General features: G+C 67.2%; 12 protein-coding genes and 1 pseudogene. 5 read left to right on the forward strand and 8 right to left on the reverse strand.

The features are described 5' to 3' along the window. Positions 1–530, forward strand: a 530-nt coding sequence (locus J7I85_RS11135) for an NAD(P)-dependent oxidoreductase (RefSeq protein WP_285289574.1), incomplete at its 5' end; no start/stop codon positions are given. Between the two features lie 310 nt (positions 531–840). Here J7I85_RS11135 and J7I85_RS11140 read toward each other — a convergent pair. From J7I85_RS11140 to J7I85_RS11170, 7 genes and pseudogenes are all read right to left on the reverse strand, one after another. Beyond that, a pseudogene (locus tag J7I85_RS11140) lies at positions 841–1020 on the reverse strand (diacylglycerol kinase); the annotation flags it as partial. A 459-nt stretch (positions 1021–1479) separates the two neighbouring features. Continuing rightward, entirely contained in the window at positions 1480–2802 is a 1323-nt protein-coding gene (locus J7I85_RS11145; protein ID WP_214851819.1) for an MFS transporter, read from the reverse strand. A gap of 29 nt (positions 2803–2831) precedes the next feature. Further along, positions 2832–4070: a M20 family metallopeptidase gene (locus tag J7I85_RS11150; protein WP_214851820.1), complete on the reverse strand. Its 1239-nt coding sequence runs from the start codon at positions 4068–4070 to the stop codon at positions 2832–2834. A 295-nt stretch (positions 4071–4365) separates the two neighbouring features. Continuing rightward, a complete protein-coding gene (locus J7I85_RS11155; protein WP_214851821.1) occupies positions 4366–5163 on the reverse strand; it encodes an ABC transporter ATP-binding protein in 798 nt (265 codons plus the stop codon). After that, the gene (locus J7I85_RS11160; protein ID WP_214851822.1) at positions 5160–6812 is read right to left on the reverse strand and encodes a dipeptide/oligopeptide/nickel ABC transporter permease/ATP-binding protein; all 1653 of its coding nucleotides are present in this window, start codon (positions 6810–6812) and stop codon (positions 5160–5162) included. Before J7I85_RS11160 ends, J7I85_RS11155 begins: the two co-directional genes overlap by 4 nt. 31 nt (positions 6813–6843) lie before the next feature. Continuing rightward, entirely contained in the window at positions 6844–7875 is a 1032-nt protein-coding gene (locus J7I85_RS11165; RefSeq protein WP_214851823.1) for an ABC transporter permease, read from the reverse strand. 9 nt (positions 7876–7884) lie between these two features. Continuing rightward, complete coding sequence (locus tag J7I85_RS11170; RefSeq protein ID WP_214851824.1) at positions 7885–9492, reverse strand: ABC transporter substrate-binding protein; 1608 nt, start codon at positions 9490–9492, stop codon at positions 7885–7887. A gap of 291 nt (positions 9493–9783) precedes the next feature. On the opposite strand from J7I85_RS11170, the gene J7I85_RS11175 reads away from it, so the two are divergent. After that, positions 9784–11367 carry an amidohydrolase gene (locus J7I85_RS11175; RefSeq protein ID WP_214851825.1) on the forward strand — a complete coding sequence of 528 codons (1584 nt, stop codon included), beginning with the start codon at positions 9784–9786 and terminating at the stop codon, positions 11365–11367. A 28-nt stretch (positions 11368–11395) separates the two neighbouring features. On the opposite strand, the gene J7I85_RS11180 is transcribed toward J7I85_RS11175, so the two are convergent. Further along, positions 11396–12739 carry an MFS transporter gene (locus J7I85_RS11180; protein ID WP_214851826.1) on the reverse strand — a complete coding sequence of 448 codons (1344 nt, stop codon included), beginning with the start codon at positions 12737–12739 and terminating at the stop codon, positions 11396–11398. A 127-nt stretch (positions 12740–12866) separates the two neighbouring features. On the opposite strand from J7I85_RS11180, the gene J7I85_RS11185 reads away from it, so the two are divergent. From J7I85_RS11185 to J7I85_RS11195, 3 genes are all read left to right on the forward strand, one after another. Then, positions 12867–13787: a LysR family transcriptional regulator gene (locus J7I85_RS11185; protein ID WP_214851827.1), complete on the forward strand. Its 921-nt coding sequence runs from the start codon at positions 12867–12869 to the stop codon at positions 13785–13787. Positions 13788–13899: 112 nt separating this feature from the next. After that, positions 13900–15579 carry an amidohydrolase gene (locus J7I85_RS11190; RefSeq protein ID WP_214851828.1) on the forward strand — a complete coding sequence of 560 codons (1680 nt, stop codon included), beginning with the start codon at positions 13900–13902 and terminating at the stop codon, positions 15577–15579. Positions 15580–15776: 197 nt separating this feature from the next. Then, entirely contained in the window at positions 15777–17426 is a 1650-nt protein-coding gene (locus J7I85_RS11195) for a thiamine pyrophosphate-dependent enzyme (RefSeq protein ID WP_251024242.1), read from the forward strand. Positions 17427–17435: the final 9 nt, after the last annotated feature.

Below are 17435 nucleotides of genomic sequence, written 5' to 3' on the forward strand. Positions count from 1 at the left end.
TCCAAGGCAAGACCCTCGGCGTCGTCGGCATGGGCGGCATCGGCCAGGCGACGGCACGCCGGGCCAAGGCCTTCGGCATGGACATCGTCTACCAGTCGCGCAGCGAGATCGACCCCGCAATTGCCGCGGAACTGGGCGCCCGGCGGGTCGATCTCGACGAGTTGCTGACTGTTTCCGATGTCGTATCCTTGCACTGCCCTTACGGAGCCGCCACGCACCATCTGATCGGCGCGGAGCAGCTCGCAGCGATGAAGAGCTCGACGTACCTCGTCAATACCGCACGCGGACCGATCGTCGACGAAGCGGCTCTCGCAGCCGCGCTGCGCGAAGGCGTCATCGCGGGTGCCGGGCTGGACGTCTTCGAGCACGAGCCCCAGGTCCATCCCAAGTTGCTGGACCTGGAGAATGTGACACTCGTGCCGCACCTGGGCTCGGCCACCGTCGAGACGCGCACCGCCATGGCGGTGCTCGCCGCCGACAACGCGCTCGCCGTGCTCGCCGGGGAACGACCGCCTGCACCGATCGGTTAGTGGCAGTAGTACCGCTGGGTCTGGGCGAAGCGCCGGGGTGCTTACTGGCTGAACTCAGACTAACGACGGCGTTGCCCCCATAGATGATGGCTTCATCCGCTGTTGCCGTTCAGTCAGGTCAATGAAGTTGGCGCCGGACTCCAAGTCCGGCGCCAACTTTGTTACTGCAGACACAAATCCGAAATGGGCACGATGGTGTGCGTCAAAGGATGCGAGAGTTGGCCGATCGTCTAGGGTTCCGCTTCACTGGCAGCGTTGGCAGGTTCCGCCGGTAGAGCATTCCCGATTGTTGATGCCGAGGCTAATCGCCTCAGATGGACGGCCCCTCTCGCGGCGCACGCTGTCCGTCGAGCAGGGCACTGCTGCTGCTCTGCGGTACAACGACGTGCACTGCATTGCGCTCGACGGTGAAGTCCGTCGGCGTGACAGTAGCGATCTCTCCGTCGAGGTTCACCGACAGCGGCGGCTCGGTCACCAGCCGGACGCACCTCCGACATCTGCTACGAAGTCGGCTTCTCGAACCTGTCCAATTTCAACCGGCACTTTCTCAACGACGCCGGCGAAACGCCCCGGCTCTACCGGCAACGCGTACAGAGTTAGCGAACCTGGTAACCGATCCGCCCCCCAAATGGCCGCCGATTTACGCACATGGCTGGTGCGCAATCATTCTGGAGCCGATGTTTGTCCCCCGGCTGTTATGTTGACTCTCCGTCGGGCACGGTAACGCGTGTCAGCCGACTTGTGGGAGTCCGGGGCCACCGCCGATTCCCCACCAATTGGCCCAAGTCATGTCGCACTCCCTTGCGCCCCTTCATGAAGAAGCAGAAAGCAGCCACGAACCGAAGCGGAGGAGCCCGGTGAAAAACCAACGACACAGGAAACAAATTCACACCCGATTTGCCTCAGGTCATGTTGCCCAGGACCATCCGGCTAATCCGCCTCTGCTGGCCTACTGGCTGAGGTCCTTGCCCTTGGTCTCCGGGAGCTTCCACGCGACCGCGGTTGAGACGGCCAAAAGTACCACCACATAAACCGTAAAAACGACGGGACCCAAGGCGGCGTTCGCCCAGCTCTGCAGGTAGGGTGCGGTGCCGCCGAAGATGGCGACGGAGACAGCGTAGGGAACGGCCACGCCCACGGTGCGTATGCGGGTGGGGAACAGTTCCGCGAAGACGGCCGGGGTGATGGACAGGGTGGCGCCCATCAGGACCAGGATGACCGTCGCCGGAAGAAAGAGTGACCAGAAGCTCTGGCCCACGGTGTTCACCAGCAGCGGGAAGAGCACGATCGGTGCACCTGTGCCGATCAGCAGCCCCGGGCGGCGGCCGAAGCGGTCCGAGAATTTGCCCCACAGCGGCAGGGACAAGATGAGGACAACGTTGCTGAGGACGCTGGCCATGAGAGCTGTGCCCTGGTCCATCTTGTGGATGATTACGGCCTGCTGCACGGCGCTGACGGACCAGACGTAGTAGCAGACGGTCCCGCCTATGCCGAGGCCGATCACCCGCAGGGCTGAACGCCAGTTCTTCCGGATCTGCGGCCACATGGGTTCGCGGACCGCGGCCTGGGCCTCCGTAAACGCTGCTGTCTCCTTCATCTGGGATCGGGCGATCAGGGTGTAGAGGCCCAGGAGGGCGCCAATGATGAAGGGGATGCGCCAGCCCCACGCCTGCATGTCCTGCTTGCTCAGGAGCGAGTTGAGGATGAAGCCCAGGAGCAGGCCGATCACAATGCCGGCGGTGCCGGACACGTAGATCAGGGACGACCACAGTCCGCGCCGTTCGGCCGGGGCGGATTCGGCGATGTAGGTCTGGGCGGACGGCATCTCGCCGCCGTGCGCCAGTCCCTGGAGCAGCCGGGCGGTGAGGAGGACGACGGCGGCCCAGGCACCGGCAGTGTTGTAGGTGGGCACCAGGGCGATCAGCAGGGATCCGAACGAGGCCAGTCCCACTGTCGAGATCATGGAAGCCCGGCGGCCCAGATGGTCGGCCATCCAGCCGAACAGGAAGCCGCCGACCGGGCGGGCGACGAATCCGACGGCGAAGACCGCCATGGCGCCCAGGAGGGCGGCGAGCGGGTCCTTCGGGTTGAAGACCTCCGTGGCGAAGTAGATGGCGAAGGCAGAGTAGATTCCCCAGTCGTACCACTCCAAGGCATTGCCCATTCCGGTGGCGAACAGTGTCTGGCGTTGGGATTTGGTGGCTCGGAGCGAAGCCGGTCCGGCAGGATGTCCGGCGGGGGCGGCCGGCCGCGTGCTTTGTGTGTTGATCATTCGAAGTCCTAGATCCGTGGAGGTGGGTGTCAGATGCCGGCAGGCCGGGCGAGGCGGCCGATGGCGAGCTGCGTGTACAAGGCAGTGCCGTCCACCAGGACGGAGTCGTCGAAGGCAGCCCGGGGCGAATGGTTGAAAGCGGCCTCGGGTCCGCCGGTGAGCGGCGTGGCGTCAAGGCAGATGAAGCTGCCCGGCACTTGGGCCAGGACATCGGCGAAGTCCTCGGAACCGCCGAGCGGCGCGGCAAGCCTGTGGTGCCGTTCCGTGCCGAAGAGCTCGTGGATTTGTTCGGCCGCGAAGTCGGTGTGCGCCTCGTCAGTCACGGTGACCCTGCCGCCGGCGTGGTAGTTGATGTCGACCTCGAGCCCGTGGGCCGCGGCAATGCCCTGCAGCAGCCGCGGGACAGCGGCCTGCATCTTCTCCCGAGCCTCCGCGGAGTACATCCGAAGGCTGGCCCCGAATTCGGCGGTGTCCGGAATGACGTTGATGGCTTCGCCGGCCTTGACCATCCCCACGGAGACGACGACGGGGTCGTGGGCGTTGAACTGCCGGGTGACCATGTGCTGGAGGGCCAGGATCATTTCGGCCATGACCGGCACGGGGTCTTGGGTCTGGTGCGGTGCCGAGCCGTGGCCGCCGCGGCCAATGATCTTGACGAAGAGGGCGTCTGCGACGGACATCATGACGCCCGGCTTCGTCTCGAACCGGCCGGTGTTGCCGCCGGCGCTGAACACGTGGAGCCCATAGGCGGCGTCCGCGCGGCGCCCGGCCAGATCCAGGATGCCTTCCTCGATCATCATGGGGGCCCCTGCCAGGAGTTCCTCTGCCGGCTGGAACATGAAAACGACGTCGCCGGTGAGCTGGTGGCGCCGTTCGGCAAGCAATCGGGCGGCGCCCACCAGCATAGAGGTGTGCAGGTCGTGGCCGCAGGCGTGCATCCGGTTGGCTTCCTCGGAGGCAAAGTCCAGGCCCGTCTCCTCCTGTAGCGGGAGCGCGTCCATGTCGGCACGCAATAGAACCGTGGGACGCGCGTCTTGGGTTCCGGCCCTGGAGTCCGTCCCGCCGGTGCCGCGCAGGACGGCACCAACAGAGGTCAGGCCCTTGCCCAGGGTGATTTCGAGCGGGAGGTCGGCGAGTGCGTCGAGGACCGACTCCTGGGTGCGGGGCAGCTGGAGGCCGAGCTCGGGGTGCCGGTGGAGCTCATGGCGAAGCTGGACGAGGTCGCCGTGCAGCTCGCGGGCGTCTTCAAGAATTGTCGTGACGGACACGGGGTGTTCCCTTCGGATGAACCTGTGGTCCACTCAGCGGTGGACGGTTTCATTCGAGTATGTGACCTGCGTCGTATGCAGTCCAAGACCCAAAGTGGCGGATCAGCATGCCGTCCCGGCATGAATTGCCCGCATGCCGGGTCCCGTCCGGGAACCGCCGATCTGTTCGGCGCCCCTGGGCAGTAATGTTTTCCGGCGCGGAAACATAGTGCCTCCCCGGGTCCGTTTTGCGACGGCAACCGGCGGGTGTTTGGCGGCGGCCCCTCTGGAGGGACCGCCGTCGGGCTCGGAACTCCTAGTCCAAGCTGAAACCGGGTGAGCCAGGGACCGAGGCGAGAAGCTTCCTGGTGTAGTCATGCTGCGGGTCCCGGTAGACGGATTCGATCGGGCCCTGCTCGACGATGCGGCCCTGGAACATGACCACGACTTCGTCGCAGACCTGCTGGACGACGGCGAGGTTGTGCGAGATGAACAGCATGGCGCTGTCCACCGTGCCGCGCATGCCCTGGAGCAGCCGGATGATGTCGGCCTGGACCGAGACGTCCAGGGCGGAGGTGATCTCGTCCGCGATGACAAGCTTGGGTTCGAGCATGAGGGCCCGGGCAATCGCGATCCGCTGGCGCTGGCCGCCGGAGAACTGGTGCGGGTACTTCTCCGCCGCCGAGGGGTCCAGTTTGACCCGTTCCAGGGCCGCGGCGATGGCCTCGCGGTGCTGCACCGGGTTGGCCCCATGCGGGTCCAGTGCTTCGGCCAGGGTCTGGCCGGTGGTGCGGCGGGGGCTGAGCGAGGAGTAGGGGTCCTGCGGGATGTACTGGACTTCGCGGCGCATCTGCCGGCGGCGCTTTCCGTGCAGGCGGGTGACGTCCTCCCCGCCGATGAGGACCTCGCCGCTGGATGCCTTGTTGATGCCGACAAGGGTCTTGCCGAGGGTCGACTTCCCGGACCCCGACTCCCCCACGAGCCCCACCACCGTGCCCGCGGGCACGGCCAGGGTGACGTCCTTCAGCACATGGGCGGAGCCGAAGCGGACGTTGAGGTTGCTGACCTGGGCTCCGTACAGGACAGCGGGACGTGACTGGATGTGGGTGGTCATGGGGTAGGTGCTCCTGCGGTCGCGGGTGCCGGGGCGGGTTCCAGGGTAGGAATCGCGGCGAGCAGCGCCTTGGTGTAGGGGTGGTGGACGTCCCGGGCGGCGAGCTGTGCTGAAGTCAGCCGCTCGACGATTTCGCCGGACTTCATCACGAGGATGGTGTCGCACAGGGCCTCCACGACGGCGAGGTCGTGCGAGATGAACAGCATGGCTGTTCCCTGTTCGCGGTGGATGCGGCGGAACTGGCGCAGGACGTCGGTCTGGACAGTCACGTCGAGGGCGGTGGTCGGCTCGTCAGCGACGATCAGCTTGGGCGAGGTGACAATCGAGGCGGCAATCATGGCGCGCTGCCGCATGCCGCCGGAGAGCTCATGCGGGTGCTGCCGCAGCCGCTGCGCGGGCTGCGTGATGTTCACGTTGGCCAGGGCGTCGATGATGACCTGGCGCGCCTTCGCGCCGCCCATGCCCAGGTGGGTCCTGAGGACTTCGGTCAGCTGGGAACCCATCCGGAGGGACGGGTTGAACGTGGTGCCCGGGTCCTGGTAGACGATGCTGATGTCCTTGGCCAGCCGTGACTGGTCCGGGGAGGCAAGCATGTTCATCTCTCCGACGCGGAGCATATCCGCTTCGACAGCGAGGTCTTCGGACGGGAGCCCGGCGATGGCCATGGCGGTCAAGGACTTTCCCGAGCCGGATTCACCCACGAGCGCCACGACTTCTCCGGGGTCGATGCTCAGCGAGATGTTCTTCACCAGCTGCGGGCCGCCCGGGATGCTGATCCGCAGGTTCTCGGCCCGCACCAGGGCGGTGTCGCCGGCCGGGACGCCGGCCGTGCGGTCGCGCTGCAGGGACCGGCGGAAGAAGCTGCGCTTGGCCCGGGGATCGGCTTGGGCGGCCAGGGCGTCACCGATCAGCATGACGGACAGGCCGGTCAGGGCGATCATGACCGAGGGGCCGACGGCCTCCACCGGCTGCGTGTAGAGCGCGCCGAGGCTGTCGTTGAGGAGCCGGCCGAAGTCGTACTGCGGGGACTGGACGCCAAGGCCGATGAAGGATAGGGCGGAGATCTCCACCAGGGACAGGGCGAAGACCGTGGCGGACAGGATGAGCAGCGGCTCGGCCATGTTCGGCAGCATGTGCCGGGCCGCGATCCGTACCGGGCTGACGCCCAGGAGGCGCGCGGTGACCACGTACTCGCTGCTGGAGACGGAGGAGGCCAGGTTGGCGGTGATCCGGGCGAAGCCGGGGATCCCGGCGATACCGATCGCGATGACCGCCGAGGACACCCCCGGTTCCAGGACGGCGGCGATCACGAGAGCGAAAATCAGGCTCGGGTAGGCGACGGCTGTTTCGAGGACGCGCAGCGCCACCTCGCGGACACGCCGGCCGGCCAGCCAGATGGCCAGCCCGATCGCCACGCCCGCCACCACCGAAATGGCGGCCGCGCCGGCGGTCATGAGCAGCGTAAGCCGGGTGGCCACCAGGGCGCGGGAAAGCAGGTCCCGGCCGAAGTCGTCGGTGCCGAGCCAGTGCTCGGGGCTGGGGCCCAGGGCGGCGTTGGCCGTCAGCTGTTCAGCGGCCTGCGTCATGGTCAGCGGGGCGATGATGGCGATGAGGATGAGGGCGGCCAGCAGTCCTGCCCCGGTAGACATGGCCGGGCTCCAGAAGTCCCGGCTCCTAAACCTAGACGTCACTTGAGGTACCTCCCAGGTTGCGCGGGTCGATGATGGCCAGGATCAGGTCCACCAGGATGATGATGAGGGTCGCCAGCAGGCCCAGCACCAGGATGATGCCGCGGATCACCGGGTAGTCGCGCTGCAGGATCGCGTTGACGATGCCCTGGCCCAGGCCCGGCCAGGCGAAGACCGTTTCGATCACCACGGCGCCGCCCAGCTGCGCGGCCAGGATAAGTCCCGAGAGTGTCAGGGTGGTCGTGATGAGGTTCGGCAGGACGTAGCGGGCATGGGTGCGCAGGGCGCTCAGACGCCAGCCGCGGGCCGTACGGACGTAGTCCTTGTCCAGGACCACGGCGGTTTCGCGCCGTACGATCCGGGAGATCACGCACACGGGCCCGAGCATGAGGGCAGCGGTGGGCAGCACCAGCGAGTTCAGCGACGCCGCACCGGCCGCGGGCAGCCAGCGCAGGGTCACGGCGAACACCACCACCAGCAGGGTGCCCACCACATACTGCGGGACGGAGTAGATCAGGCTGGTCAGGAAGTTAAAGGGATGATCCAGCCACTTGTTGCGGCCGCCCCGGGTCAGGATCGCCACGGTCATGCCCAGGGGCACCGAGATCAGCAACACCAGCACGATGGCCAGCAGGGCGATCTCCGCGGTGAACGGAAAGCGCGTGAAGATCAGCGTGGAGACACTCTCACCACTGACGAACGAGGAGCCCATGTCCAGGCGCAGGATGCCGGAAACATAGTTGAGAAATTGCGTGAGCATCGGAAGGTCGAGACCGAGCTCCGCGCGGACGCCGGCAATCTTGGCCGGACTGGCCCCGTCGCCCGCGGCGATCACGGCAGGATCCCCCGGTATCAAAGGCACGATCAGGAACGTCACCACGGTCAGCACCACGAACGAGAGCACCAGCCCGCCGAGCCTGCGCAAGGAAAACCCCACCCACGGATGGTGGATGAACCGGCTTCCCGTACCCCCGGCGGCAACACCGGGGGTACGGGAAGCTTCAACAGCAATCGAAGAGGTCATGGCGGATGGTTACTTCGTGATCCGCATGGTGCTCTCGTCCGGCTGGCCATTCATAGTGTGCATGGCGAATCCGGACCGAACGGTGACCTGGGCGGGGAGCGAGCCGAGTGGCACCACGTGGGCGTCGCCGATCATGATCTTCTCGGCTTCCTGGTAGGTCGCGCAGCGGGCGGTGTCGTCCGTCTGCGTCATCGCCTTGGCCTCGAGGTCCACGACAGGCTGGTTGATGGCGCCGGCCCAGTTCAGGCCGCCTTTTTCCACCGGGAGGCCGATGGCCGTGGACAGGGCGCCCACCATGGTGCCGCCGGCATTGATGCCGCCCATCACGGTGATATCCCACGAATCGACCTTCTGGGTCAGCTCGGTGCTCCAGGTAGCCAGGTCCACGTTGCGCAGGTCGATGTCTGCTCCGGCGGCGCGGAGGGCTTCCGCGGCGTAGGTGTTGCCGGCCCCGTTGGGCCCGAAGACCTGTGCCCCGACCATGCGGATTTTGACTCCGGCCAGGACCTTCCTGGCAGCTTCGGGGTCGGACTTGATCAGCAGGCTGGTGTCCTTGTTGGAACACGGCACGCCGGGGTGGGCCATGGATGAGTACAGCTGGCCAAGGCCGCCGGTGGTCGCCTGGTTGAAGGCTGTGGCGTTCAGGGCCTGGGCAACGGCCTTGCGGAGGTTGGCGTCGGTGAAGGGGTGGCCGTCCCGCTCATTGAACATGATGTAGAGGCTGCCCTGCGGGATGACGGCGGTGGAGAAGTCCTTGTTGCCGTCGAAGCGTGTGCTGTCCTTGCCTCGGATGACGGCGATGTCCCGGGTGCCGGTGAGGAGCTCGTTGCTGACCGCGCTGGAGTTGGTATTGACGCTGGCCTCGATGGTCTTGGCCGGGGTGCCCTCGATATTTTCGTAGGCAGGCCACGTCTTGTAGTCGCTGCGGAGCGTGAAGCTGTAGCCCACGCCGTGCTGCTTCCTGGCCAGCGTGTAGGGGCCGGAAAACGCGCCGGCCACATCGCCCGCGGTCAGGCCCTTGGGATCCTTCAGGCCGGCGGGGCAGGCGATGCTGGTGGCGTGCAGGCTCAGGCCCTGGAGGAGGTCGGTCCAGGGCTGGGCGAGCTTGATGGTGACGGTGCTGGCGGCGTCGTCCGCCGTGACGGTGGCCGGCCCGTCGCCCAGCACCAAGGGGCGGAAGGCTGAATTGCTGTCCGGGGAGGCGAATACCTTGAGGGATTCGGCCACCACGCCGGCCGTGATCGGAGTGCCGTCGGAGCAGGTGGCGCCGCTGCGGATGGTGAACGTTCCCTGGGTGGGGGTGATGTCCCACTTGCTGGCGAGGTCGGACACAATCTTGTTGTTTTCGTCGCGGCGGACCAGCGTGGCGAAGAGCAGCCGGTTGAAGGCGAAGTCATCGGCGTTGCGTACTTCCACCGGCGCAAACGTCGTGGGGTCGGCGTTGACCACAGTCCGGATGGTGTCGGTGGAAACCTGGCCCGCGGCTGTGGCTCCCGCCGTCGCACCTCCGGTGGTGCAGCCCGTTGCGGCTACGGAGACTACGACGGCGGCTGCCGCCAGGGCGGCAACCCTGCGCCGCCCGGTGGTCCGGGCCGGGGCCTGGGAGTGTTGTTTCACGTGTCGGTCCTTCGCTTGAGGGGTCTGATGCGAGTGCAGGTACGGTGTGGGATACCTCACTCCGCTACCCGTTGATCGAGTATGTGACCCACGCTCTAGCGCGTCTAAGACTCTTTTTGCTGACCCTTCATGCCTGCTTGGCATAATAAGGACGTTTTCGCCGTCAGGGCGCGGGATTTCACGGGAGACAGCCGCTCCGGCGCCGGTCTCCTTAAAAAATCCGGAACCACATGACCCTTTTGTGTCGGCACCCGCTCGCCCGATCGGCGGCCCTGACCGTACCCTGAACCGATGTCCCCCACCATCTATGCAAACGCCGCCTTCCATACCCTCGATCCGCACCAGCCGCGCGTCGATGCGCTGCTCGAGGACGGCGGATTAATCACCGCAACGGGCTCGCACGAGGACCTCCGTGCCCATGCCCCCGCCGGAACGCGCACGGTCGACCTCGAAGGTGCCGTGGCCATTCCCGGCCTGAGCGATGCCCACATCCACACAGCGAGCCTGGCGCGTTCGCTGCACGAAGTGGACCTGCGCTCCGCGGCCAGCGTGGAGGAGGCCCTGGCCCGCGTTACCGCCGCCACGACGCGCTACGGGGACGGGGACTGGATCTTCGGCGGCTGGTGGGACTTCAACAAATGGCAGGCGCCGGTCCAGCCGGACCGCCATGGCCTCGATGCCGCCTGCCCCCGCAATCCGGTCGCCCTCACCAGCGCCGACGGCCACACGGTCTGGGCCAATGCCCTGGCGCTCCGGGAACTCGGCATCACGGCGGACACCCCGGATCCCGCGGGCGGAGAGATCGTTCGGGACGCCTATGGCAACGCGACCGGAATATTGCGGGAGAGTGCCGTGTATCCGGTGCGCAGGCTCGCGGCGTCGGGGGCATCCGGTGATCTCGTCACACAGCTGGAGGAAGCGCAGCGGTACCTGCTGTCGATGGGGCTGACCACCGTCCACGACATCGACGGGCCCGATGCCCTGGAGGCCTACTCGACGCTCCGCGCCGCGGGACGGCTGCAGTTGCGGGTCCACAAGCTGCTTGCCCAGGACGAGCTCGACGCTGCCATCCAATCCGGCATCAGGACCGGCCAGGGCGACGCGTGGATCCGGCGCGGCGCCGTCAAGATTTTCGCCGACGGCGCGGCCGGCTCCCACACGTGCCTCATGAGCGAGCCGTTTCCGGGCGGCAACAACCACGGCATGGAGGTAACCGCCTACCCGGACCTTGTCGCGCTGGCGACGAAGGCTGCATCGGCGGGCATCGCCGTCGCCGTCCATGCAATCGGCGACCAGGCAAACCATCAGGTCCTCGACGCCCTGGCGGAAATCCGCGGCATGACCGCGGAGTCCGGATTGCGGCACAGGATCGAGCACGTCCAGTTTCTCCAGCCCGCCGACGTCGCGCGGCTCGCCGGTCTCGGCGTCGTCGCCTCCATGCAGCCGCAGCACTGCCCGAGCGATCTGCCGATCCTCGGCATGGTGGAAGGCCGCGGCCTGGCATCCTACGCGTGGCGCAGCCTGCTGGACGCCGGGGCCACGGTGGCTTTCGGCTCCGACTCCCCTGTTGAGGTGCCCAACCCGTTCCACGGCCTGCACGCGGCCATCACCCGGACCGGCGAGGACGGCCAGCCCGACGGCGGATGGGAGCCCTGGGAGCGGATCAGCCTTCGGGAGGCGCTCCACGCCTACTGTGTCGCGCCGGGCTACGCCTCGGGCGAGGAAGGCATCAAGGGCCGGCTTCGAAGGGGCATGCTCGCGGATTTTGCCGTGCTGGACACGGACATCTTCAACGCGGCCCCGGAAGAAGTCCGGAAAACCCGGGTCCGTCTGACGGTCACGGGCGGAGAGATCCGGTACCGCCGCGAGGACTGAAACCCGCCACGCACAGAGCGCCGGCTGGCTAGGATCCGACCGCGTGGACCTTCGATGCCGCCGGAACCGCCGACGTCGCCGGCACTTTCGACGTCGCAATGGCGCCGCCCAGCGAGATGAGCCCGATCACCACGAGCAGGAGGGCCGGACCCCAGGAGGCGTTGCCCGAGATCGTGAGGAACACGGTGGCCAGCGCCGGCATGAAGCCCGCGACAACAGCCGACAGGTTGGCCGAGAGCCCCATGCCGGTGTACTTGACCTCGGACGGGAAGAGCCGTTCGATCAGGGCGCCGATGATGGCGTAGGTGATGGCACACGGGCCGAACGCCAGCACCATCGCCACAACGATCAGGGCCGGATCCTTGGTATCCACCAGCCAGAAGATCGGGAAAGCGAGAGCAATGAAGATCGAGTAGCCGATGATACCGACGCGGGCGGCGCCGAAGCGGTCCGCCAAACGGCCGGCCACGACTGTCATGACCATCTGCGCGACGGCTCCGATCGTCATGGCGGTGAGGATCACCGAGGACGGAAGGCCCAGCACGCGGGTGACGTAGCTGATCATAAAGGTGGTGAGGATGAAGAAGCCGGCGTTGCCGACAAGGTAGGTGCAGACACCGATCCCGAGGCGGCCGGGGGCCGTGCGGAACAGTTCGATGACGGGCGCTTTCTTGGTGCCCTCGCCCGCCTTCAGTTCCTGGAACTCGGGGGTTTCCTCGACGTTCCAGCGCAGCCAGAGCGCGACGCCGACGAGGATGATGGAGGCGATGAACGGCACGCGCCAGCCCCAGGACATGAAGTCCGCCTTGGGCAGCAAGGATACGAGCGTAATGGCGCCCGTGGAGAGCAGGGTGCCCACCGGGGAGCCGAGCTGGACCAGGGCCGCGTACATGCCGCGGCGTTTGGCGGGGGCGTATTCGATCGCCATGAGGGTGGCACCGCCCCATTCGCCGCCGGTGGCCACGCCCTGCACGGCCCGCAGCAGGGTCAGCAGGATGGGTGCCACGACGCCGGCCGTCGCATAGGTGGGCAGCAGGCCCATGAGCGTGGAGGCCGCACCCATGAGCATCACGGTGGCGACCAGCGCGCCGCGGCGGCCGTATTTGTCGCCGACATGGCCGAAGATAACGGCGCCGACCGGGCGGGCCACGAAGGCCGCACTGAAGCTCAGGAAGGCGGAGACGGTGGACGCCACCGGGTCGCTGCCCGGGAAGAACAGCGGAGCGAAGACAATGGCGGCCGTGGTGCCGAAAAGGAAGAAGTCGTACCATTCGAGCGCGGTGCCGATGAAGGCCGCGGCGACGACCTTGCCGGGGCTGGAAGGGCCCTGGCCCGTGGCCGATGCTGTGGCGGGTGATGTGCGGGGTGTCATGGGTGGATCTCTCCGGTGGATAGTTCAATGGTAAGGAAGTGTTTGACCCCGACCGTACTGTGAGCCACTACATACCCGCCAATACTTCTTCTTGCGGATTAAGATGCCAAACAGGCATGATTTGCCCATGAACCTTCGCCGACTCCAATACTTCTTGGCCGTGGTGGATGCCGGCACCGTCACTGCCGCGGCGGAACGGATCCACATCGCCCAGCCGGCCCTGAGCCGGCAGATCAAAACGCTTGAGCGCGAACTGAAGCTCACATTGTTTGAGGCGCAAGGCAACAAACTGGCCCTCACACCAGCGGGCCGGGCCTTCGTTCCCGCAGCCCGCCGGCTCATGCTCGAAACCCAGAGCCTGGAGGACGCGGCGGACGCCCTCCGGACAGGACGTGTGGCAACGCTCGTCGCGGCGGCAACCGCGGCATCCGTGCGCGGCTTCCTGGCCCCGTTCATTTCAACGACCGGCCCGGCGGACCCCCTCATCATCACCCGGGAAACCAGCCACTTTGCCATCACCGAGGCCCTACTGCACGGAAGCGACTTCGCCGTCTCCCCCGCCCCGCCGGAAGCTGGCCTCGAGACCATCCCCCTGGGCAGCATCCCGCTCACCGCATATGTGGCGGCGGACCATGAATGGGCACAGGCAGGGGTCTCCGAACTTCCGTTGTCGGCGATCTCCGGTCACCACGCCATCCTGCCCTCACATCAGAGCGTCAGCCGCTACATCCTGGACGACGCATTGAACCAGGCCCAACTGAGCTTCCGACGCGTCTCCGAATGCGACGACGGGCAAACCATCATGGCGCTGGCGGCGGCCGGGCACGGGATCGGCGTGACCACCGACCTGCCGGCCTACGGCACGCACCCCATCCGCATCCTGGCCGGCACCCCCGGGCAACCCGGTCCCGCCCTGCGGTTGCCACTTCACACGGCGTGGATTCCGGGGCACTTTGCCGAGGACACCATCCGCACCGTGGCCCTCCAGTTGCGCGAATTCCTCGAGCGGCAGGGCGCCCTGGTCAACGACGACGACAGCCAGAAGTAGGGCGCTCAATGCCGAAACGGTATTCAACTCACACCCAAATTGCATTCGACAGCATGAAAACGTCTCCCGATACTGGATGAAACTGATGCATCCATAGAATCGGGAGAAGCGCATGCTCTTCGACACGCTGTACACCAACGGAACGTTCCACACCCAGGACACCCGCCGCCCCCAGGCCCACAGCCTCGGGGTCGACAACGGGCGCATCATCAGCCTCGACGATGAACTGCCGGCCCGGTACTTCCGTGAGGTGCACGATCTGGCGGGCGCCGCCGTCGTGCCCGGCTTCAACGACGCCCACTGCCACCTCAGCTACGTCGGCCAGGCGCTGATCCAGGCCGATCTCCGCCCGGCCGTCTGCCCCACCATGGACGACGTGCTGGCCGCGGTGGAGCGCGCCTGCGCCGCGGCGCCGGCCGGCGCCTGGGTCCAGGGCTCGGGCTATGACCAGAACTACCTGAACAACCAGCATCCCACCGCCGAACAGGTGGACGCCGTCAGCCACGGCCATCCGGTGTGGCTCATGCACAATTCCCGGCACATGGGCGTGGCCAACACGGCCGCGTTCGAGCGCGCCGGCTACCCCGGCCGCCGCAATGTCACCGCGCCCGACGGCGGGGCCGCGCCTGTCGACGCCGACGGCAGGGCCCTCGGCCTCCTCCAGGAGACGGCCCGCGCCCTCGTCATGCACGCCATCCCCGCCCCGACCGTGGACGACGTCGCCGCCATGGTCGGCGCCGGCAGCGCCGCCCTGCTGGAACTGGGCATCACCAGCATCACCGAACCCGGGCTCGGCGCGCCTGCCCATATCGGGCACACGCTCTCCGACCTCGCCGGCTACCAGGCGGCCCGCGACGCCGGCCTCCTGGGCGTGCGCGCCACGGTGATGCCCTACCTGACCGCACTGCACGGCCTCGGCGACGAACCGCCGGATGGCGACGGCGGTTCCGGCGGCGACGCAGTTCCGCGGCTCGGACTCGACCTCGGGATACGCAGCTGCTTCGGCGACGAATGGCTGCGCCTGGGGCCTACCAAGATCCTGTCCGACGGCTCGCTGATCGGCCGCAGCGCCTTCATGTGCTGCGACTACGACCTCGATGCCGCGGAGGGACACAGCAACCGCGGGCTCCTCCAGTTCCCGGCCCAGGAGCTGCGGCGGCGGATCATCGGCGCCCATGCCGCGGGATGGCAGGTGGCCACCCACGCCATCGGCGACGCCGCGCTGGACGTGGTGATGGACATCTTCGAGGAGGCCCAGCGGCTCCATCCCCGGCCCGACGCCCGGCACCGGATCGAACATGTGAACGTCGCGAGCGATGAGCAGATCCGGCGCCTGGCTTCCCTGGGCCTCATCCCCGTGCCGCAGGGCCGCTTCATCAACGAACTCGGCGACGGTGCCGCCCGGGCCCTGGGGCCCGAACGGACACGGCTGTCCTACCGTGTGAAGGCCTTGCTCGATGCCGGCCTGGAAGTTCCAGCCAGCACCGACGCGCCCGTCGTCTCCGCGGACCCCATCCTGAACATCCATGACCTTGTGAACCGCCGGACCTCCTCCGGCGCCGAATTCGTACCCGAGGAACGCATCAGCGTCGCCCAGGCGGTACGGGCCTACACGGTGGGCAGCGCCTATGCGGCGCGGGAAGAGCATTACAAGGGCTCGCTCTCGCACGGCATGCTGGCCGACTTCGTGGCCCTGTCCGAGGACATCTACGAGGTTCCGGCCGAGGCCATCCAAAACGTCCGCGTCACCGCGACCGTAGTGGGCGGCCGCCTGGCCCACGGGGCACTATAGACCGACTCGCGCTCCCCGGGGTTCGCGCCGGGCCCGTGAGGCATATGCCTTTTAGATATAGGTTTTGAACTTTATATGTATTAGACAGCATGAAATGAGCTGCGAATACTTGAAGGAACCCACTACCGCCCGGCCACCCTGCCGGCGCCAGATCCTCCGCCAGGTTCGCGGAAGACCCCATTTTTAGGAGCACTACGTTGGAGAAGAAGACCCACGCCGGCCAGGCGATCGTTGATTCGCTGGCCCTACACGGCGTCGACCGTGTCTTCGCGGTCCCGGGCGAAAGCTACCTGGCAGTCCTGGACGGCCTGCACGGAGCAGACATCCAGACGGTCGTGTGCCGCCAGGAAGGCGGCGCTGCCTACATGGCGGAGGCCCACGGCAAGTTCACCGGCGAGCCAGGCGTTGCCATGGTCACCCGCGGACCCGGTGCCGCCAATGCCTACGTTGCCATCCACGCCGCGTGGCAGGACGCCACACCGATGGTCCTGTTCGTCGGCCTGATCCCGGTCGCGGACAGGCAACGCGAATCCTTCCAGGAGTTTGATCCGAACGCCTGGTTCGGGACCCAGGCCAAGCGCGTCTTTGTCCTTGAGGAAGCGTCCAGGGCCTCCGAAGTGGTGGCCGAAGCCTTCTTCGCTGCCAAATCCGGCCGCCCGGGCCCAGTGATCGTGGGCCTGCCGGAGGACGTCATCACGCATGAATTTTCCGGGGCGCTTCACCCGGTGCTCACCGTCGCGGAGGGGGCCGTTTCCGCTGCCGAGCTGGAGCTAATCACCGCGGCCCTGGCCGGCGCGGAGAAGCCGGCCATCTTCGCCGGCGGCCCGCGCTGGACGCCCGAAGCCGCCGCGGCCGTGACCCGCTTCGCCGAGTCCAACGGCATCCCCGTCATCCAGGACTGGCGCGCCTCGGACCGCATTCCCTTCGGCTCGGAGGTCTACGCCGGCGCCCTCGGATACGGCCGCACCCAGGAGACCGTCCGGATGTTCGCCGAGGCGGACGTCCTGCTGGCCATCGGCGCGCTGCCCACCGACGTCCCCACGGACGGCTACAAGATCCGCCAGTCGATGGACGCCACCAACATTGTGGTGAACATCGATTCCACCCTCCGGGGCCGTTCCGGCGCCGTGACCACCCACATCCTGGCCTCCCCGGTCGCCTTCGCCGATGCCGTCAAGGACGTCCAGCTCGGCAGGTCCGCGCAGTGGGATGCCTGGCGCGCCGCCGGCCGCACCGCCCAGGCCGCGTTCAGCGCGCTGCCGGACCTGGCCACCCTGCCGGCCACCCGCGAAGGCACCGGACATATGACCGCCGTGATCGCCGAACTCGTCCGGCGCCTGCCGGAGGACGCCGTCTACAGCTTCGGCGCGGGCAACCACTGCGCCTGGGCCCAGCGGTACCTGCCCACCAATGTGTTCCCGTCCCAGCTGAGCATGCGCAACGGATCCATGGGCTACAGCGTGCCGGCAGCAGTCGCCGCATCCCTGGAGAGCCCGGAGCGTCTGGCGGTGGCCATCGCCGGCGACGGAGAGTTCCTGATGAACGGCCAGGAGTTCGCCACGGCAGTTCAGCACGGCGCGGCCATGCTGATCATCGTCATGGACAACGGCCAGTACGGCACCATCCGCGACCACCAGGAGCACCACTTCCCCGGCCGGGTCAGTGGCACCCAGCTGAGCAACCCGGACTTCGCCGCGTTTGCCCGGGCCTTCGGCGGCCACGGCGAAACCGTGACGCGCGACGACGACGCCGCGATCGCCGTCGAACGCGCGCTCAAGGCGGTTCAGGACCAGCGGATCCCGGCCATCATCCACGTGCTCACCGACCCGCAGATCGCCCTCCCGTAATCGCCCTGG

The organism is Arthrobacter sp. ISL-65, from assembly GCF_018613795.1.
Classification (GTDB): domain Bacteria; phylum Actinomycetota; class Actinomycetes; order Actinomycetales; family Micrococcaceae; genus Arthrobacter.

Coding starts and splice junctions, on each gene's coding strand:
- J7I85_RS11165 (WP_214851823.1), bottom strand. CDS start 7,875: ATGACCTCTTCGATTGCTGTTGAAGCTTCCCGTACCCCCGGTGTTGCC.
- J7I85_RS11185 (WP_214851827.1), top strand. CDS start 12,867: ATGAACCTTCGCCGACTCCAATACTTCTTGGCCGTGGTGGATGCCGGC.
- J7I85_RS11160 (WP_214851822.1), bottom strand. CDS start 6,812: ATGTCTACCGGGGCAGGACTGCTGGCCGCCCTCATCCTCATCGCCATC.
- J7I85_RS11175 (WP_214851825.1), top strand. CDS start 9,784: ATGTCCCCCACCATCTATGCAAACGCCGCCTTCCATACCCTCGATCCG.
- J7I85_RS11145 (WP_214851819.1), bottom strand. CDS start 2,802: ATGATCAACACACAAAGCACGCGGCCGGCCGCCCCCGCCGGACATCCT.
- J7I85_RS11180 (WP_214851826.1), bottom strand. CDS start 12,739: ATGACACCCCGCACATCACCCGCCACAGCATCGGCCACGGGCCAGGGC.
- J7I85_RS11155 (WP_214851821.1), bottom strand. CDS start 5,163: ATGACCACCCACATCCAGTCACGTCCCGCTGTCCTGTACGGAGCCCAG.
- J7I85_RS11190 (WP_214851828.1), top strand. CDS start 13,900: ATGCTCTTCGACACGCTGTACACCAACGGAACGTTCCACACCCAGGAC.